This window comes from Limnoraphis robusta BA-68 BA1 (assembly GCF_034932365.1).
Classification (GTDB): Bacteria; Cyanobacteriota; Cyanobacteriia; order Cyanobacteriales; family Microcoleaceae; genus Capilliphycus; species Capilliphycus robustus.
Window position 1 is genome coordinate 1 of sequence record NZ_JAYGHR010000048.1, and the last position, 9,168, is coordinate 9,168.

The 9,168-nt window shown below is 42.1% G+C and carries 7 protein-coding genes; 4 read left to right on the top strand and 3 right to left on the bottom strand.

From position 1 onward, the window contains the following. Nucleotides 1–268 precede the first annotated feature (268 nt). Together VB836_RS13065 and cysK are read left to right on the top strand one after the other, a co-directional pair. The gene (locus tag VB836_RS13065) at nucleotides 269–2,914 is read left to right on the top strand and encodes a sigma 54-interacting transcriptional regulator (protein ID WP_323219713.1); all 2,646 of its coding nucleotides are present in this window, start codon (nucleotides 269–271) and stop codon (nucleotides 2,912–2,914) included. A 180-nt stretch (nucleotides 2,915–3,094) separates the two neighbouring features. After that, nucleotides 3,095–4,030, top strand: coding sequence for a cysteine synthase A (cysK, locus tag VB836_RS13070; RefSeq protein ID WP_323219714.1), 936 nt, complete (start codon nucleotides 3,095–3,097; stop codon nucleotides 4,028–4,030). Between the two features lie 28 nt (nucleotides 4,031–4,058). Here the strand turns inward: cysK and VB836_RS13075 are convergent, their stop codons facing one another. Both VB836_RS13075 and VB836_RS13080 read right to left on the bottom strand, forming a co-directional pair. Continuing rightward, complete coding sequence (locus VB836_RS13075; RefSeq protein ID WP_160315415.1) at nucleotides 4,059–4,208, bottom strand: hypothetical protein; 150 nt, start codon at nucleotides 4,206–4,208, stop codon at nucleotides 4,059–4,061. A gap of 306 nt (nucleotides 4,209–4,514) precedes the next feature. After that, a complete protein-coding gene (locus tag VB836_RS13080; protein ID WP_323219715.1) occupies nucleotides 4,515–5,636 on the bottom strand; it encodes a glycosyl transferase in 1,122 nt (373 codons plus the stop codon). A 333-nt stretch (nucleotides 5,637–5,969) separates the two neighbouring features. Here VB836_RS13080 and VB836_RS13085 point away from each other — a divergent pair, with 333 nt between their 5' ends. Further along, nucleotides 5,970–6,413 (top strand): YbjN domain-containing protein, encoded by a 444-nt coding sequence (locus VB836_RS13085; RefSeq protein ID WP_046280521.1) that lies wholly within the window; start codon nucleotides 5,970–5,972, stop codon nucleotides 6,411–6,413. 276 nt (nucleotides 6,414–6,689) lie between these two features. Here the strand turns inward: VB836_RS13085 and VB836_RS13090 are convergent, their stop codons facing one another. Then, a complete protein-coding gene (locus VB836_RS13090) occupies nucleotides 6,690–7,538 on the bottom strand; it encodes an endonuclease/exonuclease/phosphatase family protein (RefSeq protein WP_323219716.1) in 849 nt (282 codons plus the stop codon). A gap of 85 nt (nucleotides 7,539–7,623) precedes the next feature. Between VB836_RS13090 and VB836_RS13095 the strand changes: the two genes are divergently transcribed. Next, nucleotides 7,624–8,970, top strand: coding sequence for a hypothetical protein (locus VB836_RS13095; protein WP_323219717.1), 1,347 nt, complete (start codon nucleotides 7,624–7,626; stop codon nucleotides 8,968–8,970). Nucleotides 8,971–9,168: the final 198 nt, after the last annotated feature.

Genomic DNA, 9,168 nt, shown 5'->3' on the forward strand with positions numbered 1-9,168 from the left:
ACATGACGGATTCTCCTACTCCTTTTAACAATGATTCTCGCTCCGCTCAGTTTTCTTTGGGCGGCAATTCCTCTCCCGCTAACCCTGTCGGGTATAACGGGAGTCCCCTTGCCGCATCTCAGATGGAAAGTGAGAATATTTCCTAATTACCTTTTTTTTTGGTCAGATTTTAATCGGCTCCCATCAAACAAGTGAGTCTCAATTTGAGATTTCTGATAATATTATTTTAGGAGCAAGAAATTGCTGCGGATTGCGTTCTAGGTTGGCTATGGTTACTTCATCCTTGCCCCTAATGCCTCAAGAACATTCAACCCTTGACAGACAAGCATTAGAGGACTGTATTGATTGGTTGAGTTTTCATCGCATCTGGGGAGTATTGAGTGTTGAGGCGATGGCTGCAATCGCCCAGGATTTGCAACTTCTCTCCACCCAAGGGCAGGTTGAAATTTATCAAGAAAAAACCATCCTGCAAGGACTGTATTTTATTAAATGGGGAACAGTAGAAATCTCTCGCCATTCCACTGTGGGAAAAACCCATATGATTTACCGTAACGCTGGAGATATTTTTGGCTATCTTCCCTTATTCAGCAACTCAAACCCCTGTATTTCAACAACGAGTGCCATTACTCTAACGCCCTGTGAACTGTGGTTTTTAGGACGAGAACCCCTACAACATCTGCAAGCAGTCTATCCCGATATACAATCTGCATTTAATCGTTTACTGGCTCTAGATTTAGATCATTTCTCCCAGCGTTTAGCAAAAGAACAAGCCCGTATTCAAGGATTACAACCCTATCTGCAACCGATTCCTGTGGGTGAAAAAATAATCGGAATCAGTAAACCCACGCAAAAATTACGACAACAAATTGAGCAAATCGCCCCTTCTGTTGAACCCATTCTATTACAAGCACCGGCCGGAAGTGGAAAAACCTTTATCGCCGGATGTATTCATGCTCAATCTAGACTGAAAAATCATCCCTTTGCAGAAATTGACCTGGCACAATTACCCCGATTAGAAAACGGAAGCGTCAATACCAATGCTTTATTTGGTAGCCCAGGTCAACCGGGCATCATCGAACTTCTCGAACGAGGAACCTTGCTGATTGATCATATTAACCTATTAAATCCTTCAGAACAAGCTCGTTTAATTCACTATCTCAAAACGGGAGAAATTATCCCAAATATTGACCCAATAGAAGCGAATACGCTTGGGGAAATTCAACCGTCTCAATTTTGGGTGCGTTTAATTCTTGCGAGTCCTCAGAAACTCTCTGGGCTTGAAGTAGAAGCGGCTTTCCTCAAACTGTCGAATTTACCACAACGCAAACAGGATATCCCCGAATTTGCTGAATATTTCTTAGAAAAATTTTGTCGGGAACGAGAACGAACACTATTAAAACTCAATCCCGCAGGTCGGCGTCGTTTACTCAGCTACGATTACCCCGAAAACCTGTCAGAACTGGCTAATATTTTAAAACGAGCGGTGATTATGACGCCGCCAGAACAAACGACCATTCCTGACCAAGTGCTGTGGTCGGTAGAATCAAAGAAAAACACGTTTCGGGTGGATTTACTCAACGAAATTCCCGGTTTACGTCAATTTTTACTGAGTGACTGGTGGCCGAAACGGGTCTGGTGGTTGATGATGGCATTTTTTATCCCCGTGACGGTGATGGGGTTTATTGGCCCTCAAACGCGAGACGCCAGCATGACTCTAAATTTATTTTGGGCTTGGTGGTGGCCGTTTTATTTATTCCTGTTTCCAGTTGTGGGTCGTCTGTGGTGTGCGGTTTGTCCGTTTATGATTACCGCAGAATGGCTGAGAAACCTGTCTCTGTGGCTGTTTCCTCGCAAGCTGCTACCCTGGCCAACAAAAGGGCTAAATCGATGGGGGGCTTGGGCGCTTTGGGGGGGATTTGTGGTGATTTATCTCTGGGAAAAACTCTGGGATTTACCCCATCGGGCTTATTTATCGTCCTGGTTGTTGGTGGCGATTACTGCGGGGGCGATTATTTGTAGTTTAATTTATGAACGTCGGCTTTGGTGTCGGTATTTGTGTCCGATTGGTGGGATGAATGGAATGTTTGCCAAGTTGGGGATGATTGAATTGCGTTCGACTCAACAGGTTTGTGGCAGTCAGTGCAGTACCTTTGGCTGTTATAAAGGCAGTACAAGCCCCACTCCGGTGACGTTTGCGGATGCGTTGCCAATGGAGGGACAAGCAACGGGCGGATGTCCGCTTTATTCTCATCCCGCCCAACTTTCGGATAACCGGGATTGTGTTTTGTGCATGAGTTGTTTGAAAGCTTGTCCAAATCGTTCGGTTCAACTCAATTTTCGGTTTCCGGCGGCAGATTTATTAGAAAATCATCAAGGATTTCCTGCCGAAATTGCCCTACTGTTATTGTTGTTTGGCGGAATTTTTATCCATCACAGTCAGAAGGTTTTAAGTTTAGTGGGTTTAGGGGATTTACCGCTTGATTCTGAACATTTACTGCTGAGTCTGCCGATTGTGATAGGGTTGTTAAGTATTCCGGCAATAGTAACCTATGGAGTGCATAAGTTAGCGCAAGCGTTTGATGCGGAAATGCCGGATTATGCGACGGTGATTTATGCTTATTTACCGATGGTTTTGGCGGTGAATTTAGTGCATTATATTCCGGCTGCAATTGGTGAGGCGGGTCAGCTTTTACCTGTTACTGCTCGAACATTTGGCTATAGTGGTATCGGACTGTTTACTTTAACTTGGAGTGAGGATGTAGCAGTTTTTCTGCAAGGGGTGACTCTGTTATCTATTTTAGTTTTTAGTTTATTTCCCCTTCTTAAAATTACCCGTCGTCCCTGGCTGAATAATCTGCCGCATATTGGGTTAATGATAGTTTTGGTTGGGGTTTGTTTTCGGCTTATGGTTTAAGATTTCGATATCTCATAATGTTTGTCGTGCGGGCATCTTCCCCGCTTGAATTTCCAAACTGATTCCTGATTGCTACATATATCATATATATACAGCAAGCGAGACGCTTGCACTACTATGATTTCTATTTGCAATTGACCTGAAAATATATCTATATTATTCATAAGGTAAAAGAAGAAGATGAAAATTTACTCTGATATTACAGAAACGATTGGCAATACTCCTTTAGTCTATTTACAAAAGTTGCCTCAGCATTTTAATTGTGTGGCTGAGATTGCCTTGAAGTTAGAAAGTTTAAATCCGGCAAAATCGGTGAAAGATAGAATTGCGATTAGTATGTTGAATGAAGCGGAAAAAGCGGGATTAATTCAACCTCGTATTTCGACAATTATTGAAGCGACTTCTGGCAATACAGGCATTGGTTTGGCGATGGTTTGTGCGGCGAAAGGCTATCGGTTAATTTTAACGATGCCGGATAATATGAGTCAGGAACGTCAACAAATTGTTAAGGCTTATGGTGCAGAAATTATCACCACTGCCGCTAAAGCAGATATGGCGGGGGCTATTGCTAAAGCAAATGAATTACTGGCGAGTATTCCTCATGCTTTTTCCCCTCAACAATTTAGCAACCCAGCTAACCCGAAAATTCATTATAAAACGACTGGCGTTGAGATTTGGGAAGATACAGACGGTAAAGTTGATATTCTCGTTGTGGGTGTGGGAACGGGAGGCACGTTAACGGGGGCGGGATATTATCTAAAAAAACAAAAGCCTGACTTAAAAATTATAGCAGTTGAACCTGTTAATAGTGCGGTTTTGATTGGGAAGTCTGCGGGACTTCATAATATTCAGGGGATTGGCGCTGGTTTTATTCCTGATATTTTGCGGACGGATTTAATTGATGAAATCGTACAGGTGACAGAAGAACAAGCCTATGAAATCGGGCAGAAATTAGCAACAGAAGAAGGAATTTTGAGTGGAATTTCAACCGGGGCAATTGTTTATACTGCTCTACAAGTTGGACAGCGTTTGGACTGTCAAAATCAGCTTATTGTCGCGTTTCAACCCAGTGGAGGGGAAAGATATCTCAGCACAGAACTGTTTAAATTTAGTTGATTTTTAAACTCAACAAATATTATTGAATTTAAACTTTGATGGTTTTTTTGAACAGTTCTATTTTAGTCGGGTTTTCCCGTTTATTCTTCTCTAAAACTGCATCGGTTTCTGAAAGGAAAACATCTACTTTCGTTAAAGCAGTTGAAGTATCCACTAAAACATAAATTTCGACATCCATCTTCTAAACTCCTGAATATTGGGCTAGGTTCATTTTCTCGGCTTATTTGTGCTTTTCGGGACGATTTCCAAAATTAGATTAACTCTAATATTAAGGCGGGTTTATGTCAATCTCGGGCTGATATTCTAGCTCTTAGAGAACCCGCGCCTACAGGAATTAAACTTCTTGAACTCGATGTTATCTCACTCCATTTTTTACCACATTTACTAAAATTTCAGGCTAGGGCGGGTTTATGTCAATCTCGGGCTGATATTCTAGCTCTTAGAGAACCCGCCCCTACAGGAATTAAACTTCTTGAACTGGATGTTATATCACTGAATTTTTTACCACATTTAGCAGCATTTTAGCTATTGTTTCACTTCCAGTTTTATCCAAAACCTCAGACAAACGAGGCGGGTTTAACGGTTGGTGTATAAATTCCCAATTGCTTTCAAAAAATTCCCCATCGGTTAAAATTTGATGAGAGCTATAATTTTGTAACCCTTCTAATAAAATTTGGGCTTCGGCGAACCCTTCTCTAGACAAAGTTACAATGGGAATATTAAGTCGCATGGCTTCTGAATAGGTACTAAACCCTGGTTTAGAAACCACTCGTCCACATAAAGGCATTAGGTCAACGGGGCGAATATGTGTATAATCGATTGAACTGTTGACTTGTGCTTTTTGAGTTTGAACTGAGATTAAATTGGGTAAATTAGGCGCATTTTTATCAAAGGTTATAAAGGTAAACTCGGGGAAGCTTTGTAGATTTTCATAGGGAATTCTAGCTAAACTTAATCCCCCAAACGTCAAAAGAATTGTTTTTTCAGGTGGGGTGTTAATTTGAAAGTCTTCTCGGAGTGTATCTAAATTATAACGCGGATTTCCTCCCGTTAAACCTACGTCTGTCATATTAGAAAAAGCACTCATCTCTTCGTTGAGGGGAAGCCGGAATAAGCCATGACATTGACTAAAACAATCTGCAACCCAATCGGCGATTTCTATAAATTCTCCCCCCCAATCTCGATAGATAAAATCCCAGCCAAAGTTACTCATCATATAACCCGGAATTCCCGCTATTTTTGCAATAGAAGCGGCTAAAGGTGGAATATCCGCCAAGACTAAATCAACGCGATTTTGACGGATAAAATTAACTTCTCCGGCGATAATCGAATTTTGTTGTTTGCGAATTTCCTGTAATTTTTCGAGAGTTGCGGCTTTATTCATCGTTAAACTATCCGACTGAATAACCCCGACATCAAACGCCCGAGGACGTAAGATAAAGTCACCTTCGATATAGGATTCTAACAACCAACGCGGCGCCGTTGTGACTAAAATTAACAGGCTATCTGGACAAAGATGTTGAATTTGGGCGGCGACAGAAGCAGCACGAACCGCATGGCCAAATCCATGATTGGTGATAGCAATATAAAAAGTAGGTCTAGACATAAATGAACTCGGTTAGATACCGACATCTATTATAATAATTGATCACCGACTCCAAATTATTTTCTATAATGATCTCATAATTAACTGACAAAAAAACCAAAAAATATCAACTCTAGTCTTGATTTTATTCATCAATCCATACTATAATTTTTGTATCTCATCCCGGCTTCGCCATCGGGTAGCCTGCCACTGGCTTGCTGACTCTCATACAATCACAATTCAGACAGTACCGTTAATTTTTGTTCGACGAGTTAGAGAAATGATATAAATTTGATAACAACTGCTCTAAAGATGCTAAAACGAGTGAGAAGCATCAAGACAATAAATAGAGATATGAAGTTTGAGACTCTCAAGCAAGAAGCTTGCTACGAAAAAATTGAGCGATGGATGCGGGAACTTTACGGTAAATTTCCTTGTCCGAAATCAGAAGTTCCAGGACTTGCTCTGTTTATGGGTTCGGCTCAGGTGGAAGTGTTAGTCTTTCCTTGGGGGAAAGATGATGCTATAATTACAGCCCGATCCTATGTCGTAACAGGAGCCGAACTCACTCCAGACTTAATGCGTTTTCTATTACGAGAAAATCACAATATGCGTTTCGGGGCGTTTGGAGTGGATGAACGGGGGGATATCGTATTTGAGCATACAATTGTGGGTTCAACTTGCGATAAACTTGAACTAGAAGCCTCCGTGAATGCGGTGTTAGAAATTGCTGATGATTATGATGATAAAATTGTAGAACGATGGGGAGGAAAACGAGCCTTAGATCGGTTGAATTAGTGAAAGATAGGGATGAGTTCATTAACGGTTATGGTTAATCAACGCCTGAATTTTTTCTAAGGATAATCCGGTGATTTGCATAACTTGTTCCTGACTCATTCCCTGTTGTAAAAAGTTACGATCAACTTATAGAAGTTGAGACTCTTATATTCACCGAACCACCGAACTAAACTGATGAGACTCGCTCCGTTCAGTCTAATAAAGATCAAAAAAGCGATCGCCTGATTTTATGATAATCAATGGCGATCGCGATGGCACAAAAATTCGATTCAAAATCTAAGGAATGCTAAAATTAGCCGTCAGGGGATAATGATCAGAAAATCCTTCCTTCTCTTTTTGACAAACCTGTTTTTGAATCAACAAAACATCAGATTCAGCCGGCCAATTTTTCGCCATCTGAGACACAAAAACATAATCTAAAATACTGGCATATTTTGGATCACATTGAGTTCCTGTTGGCGGACAAGAATTGGTTTTCAGACAATTTGGCTTAATCCAGGTCATCACCTCTTTTTTCAAAAAGATATCAAAAGCCTTATTGCCCTTTTTATCGACTAAATCATAGTCAAAGTTATAATCGCCAACCGCAATAACAGGTAAGGATTGTGCTTGCGCCCAATTGCGTAAATTTTCAGCTTGTTGATTGCGTTTAGTCTCACTTCCTCGGTTAAAATGATTAACCGTAAACAAGAACTCTTGACCTGTGGGTAAAAACTTAAAATGAGCCACTAACGGCGATCGCGAACCGCCAATATTATTCAGTTCTTCACTCTCGACAAGCTGAAGTTTATTTTTGTTGTAAATAATTTGCAGCTTATCTAATGAACCTGTTGTGCCGAAGATCGAATCAAAATCCGCTCCGGGAAAAGCAACCGCCTCCGTAAAAAGATCCGCCGCCGCTTGATCTGCAACTTCCGAAAGTCCCCACAAGTCAGCCCCCGAAATTTCTCGAATATCCTCAGCCACTAACTGCGGATCAGTATCGTTGAGATCGTCAGATTCAACATTATAACTGATAATAGACATGGGTTCGGCACTGGCGGGGAACGGGTGAGCGATCGCCACAAATATTAGCAGTAAAATTACACCGAATGCCTTGAGAATTGACTGAATTCTATATTTCATAAACCCCTTTAAATTGGATACAGTTTTTGTCAGCTTGGCAAGACTGACTCCCAATTTGACAAGATCGCAGCCCAAGGAGTGACTCATGCCTGTTGAAATCGTGCCTGAAACTGACTTTAGATATTACCTAATAGCCTTTGATGAAACCGGAAAAGAACGCAAAGACGATCCTGATGGACAGATGACCCAACGGGTGATTGAAGTGTTAAAAACTGAACCGATTACTGACGTTTTTTTAATCAGTCATGGATGGCGTAGTGATGTTCCCGCAGCCCGACGTCAATATGGTCGTTGGATTAAGGCAATGATAGAACAAAAAACCGACCTAGAGAATATTAAAGACATTCGACCCGGATTTTCTCCGCTTTTAGTCGGGTTACACTGGCCCAGTCAACCTTGGGGCGATTATGACTTGGTAAATGCTTCGGCGATTTCCTATGGGTTTAGCGCCTCTTCTACAGCCACTCCGATGAATCAATTGGTCAATGAGTACGCAACCCGTTTGAGCGATACATCCGCCTCTCGACAAGCTTTGCAAACGATTTTACAATCCGCCCAACAAAACATCGCCCCGGAGGAATTACCACCCGAAGTCAGCCAAGCCTACCGCATTCTCAACCAAGAAACAACGTTAACCAGTCAAGATTTAGGGGCTTCACCAGCCGATGATCGAGAACCGTTTGATCCCGACAGTACGTTTCTCGTGGCGAGGGAGGAGGCTTTGAGTTATGGCGGGTTTAGTTGGGGGGGTGTTTTAGCGCCGTTGCGAACCTTATCATTTTGGAAAATGAAGGATCGGGCGCGTCAGTTTGGGGAAGGATCGGGACATGAATTTTTGAAGAACTTACAACGGGTAAGCGGGGAACAGGTACGATTTCATTTAATTGGTCATAGTTTTGGTTGTATTGTGGTGTCGGGAATGTTATCGGGAGAAAAGAATTGGGGCCTGTTAGAACGCCCGGTGAACTCTTTATTTTTGATTCAAGGGGCTTTTTCTCATTGGTCTTATTGTCGGGATATTCCGGTTACACCTGGAGTTGCAGGGTATTTTTACCCGTTAATTGCGGAGAAGAAAATTTCCGGATCGATTGTCACAACCTATTCTAAGTTTGATACGGCGGTTTGTAAGTGGTATCCCTTAGCGGCGAGTGCAACGAGCTTATTTTCGCGATCGGTGAGTTTCTTTGAATTTAACCAATTTCCCATGTATGGAGCTTTAGGGGCGTTTGGCGCTCGCGGAGGGAATGATTTTGGGGGGGTTGATATGGATATGTTGGAGCAAAATTCATCCTACCCCTTTTATCCCGGTCAAATCTATAATCTTGATAGTCGCGAGTTTATTCGAGAAGGTTCAGGCCCAGAAGGCGCCCATAACGATATTACTGGACCGGAAGTGGCTCATGCGGTTTGGCAAGCTGCGATCGCCAGTTAACTAATGTTTGACATCCTCTCCGCCGTAAACGACGGAGATTCCAAACATCACTGTTTGGGTTTCCTCTTTCGATGAGTTGACTTACTCAACTGGGTTTCCCCACTTAAGCAGAGATCAGTCTCTCGGGAGGCGTTGATTTCCATCTGCCCGACGGTATTTTCAAAACAGATATTAAGCGGAAAAACGGATTAAGCTACG

What these genes read in the sequence shown, in the direction of transcription:
- cysK (WP_323219714.1), top strand. Translation starts at nt 3,095, where the DNA reads ATGAAAATTTACTCTGATATTACAGAAACGATTGGCAATACTCCTTTA.
- VB836_RS13090 (WP_323219716.1), bottom strand. Translation starts at nt 7,538, where the DNA reads ATGAAATATAGAATTCAGTCAATTCTCAAGGCATTCGGTGTAATTTTA.
- VB836_RS13080 (WP_323219715.1), bottom strand. Translation starts at nt 5,636, where the DNA reads ATGTCTAGACCTACTTTTTATATTGCTATCACCAATCATGGATTTGGC.
- VB836_RS13095 (WP_323219717.1), top strand. Translation starts at nt 7,624, where the DNA reads ATGCCTGTTGAAATCGTGCCTGAAACTGACTTTAGATATTACCTAATA.
- VB836_RS13085 (WP_046280521.1), top strand. Translation starts at nt 5,970, where the DNA reads ATGAAGTTTGAGACTCTCAAGCAAGAAGCTTGCTACGAAAAAATTGAG.
- VB836_RS13075 (WP_160315415.1), bottom strand. Translation starts at nt 4,208, where the DNA reads ATGGATGTCGAAATTTATGTTTTAGTGGATACTTCAACTGCTTTAACG.
- VB836_RS13065 (WP_323219713.1), top strand. Translation starts at nt 269, where the DNA reads ATGGTTACTTCATCCTTGCCCCTAATGCCTCAAGAACATTCAACCCTT.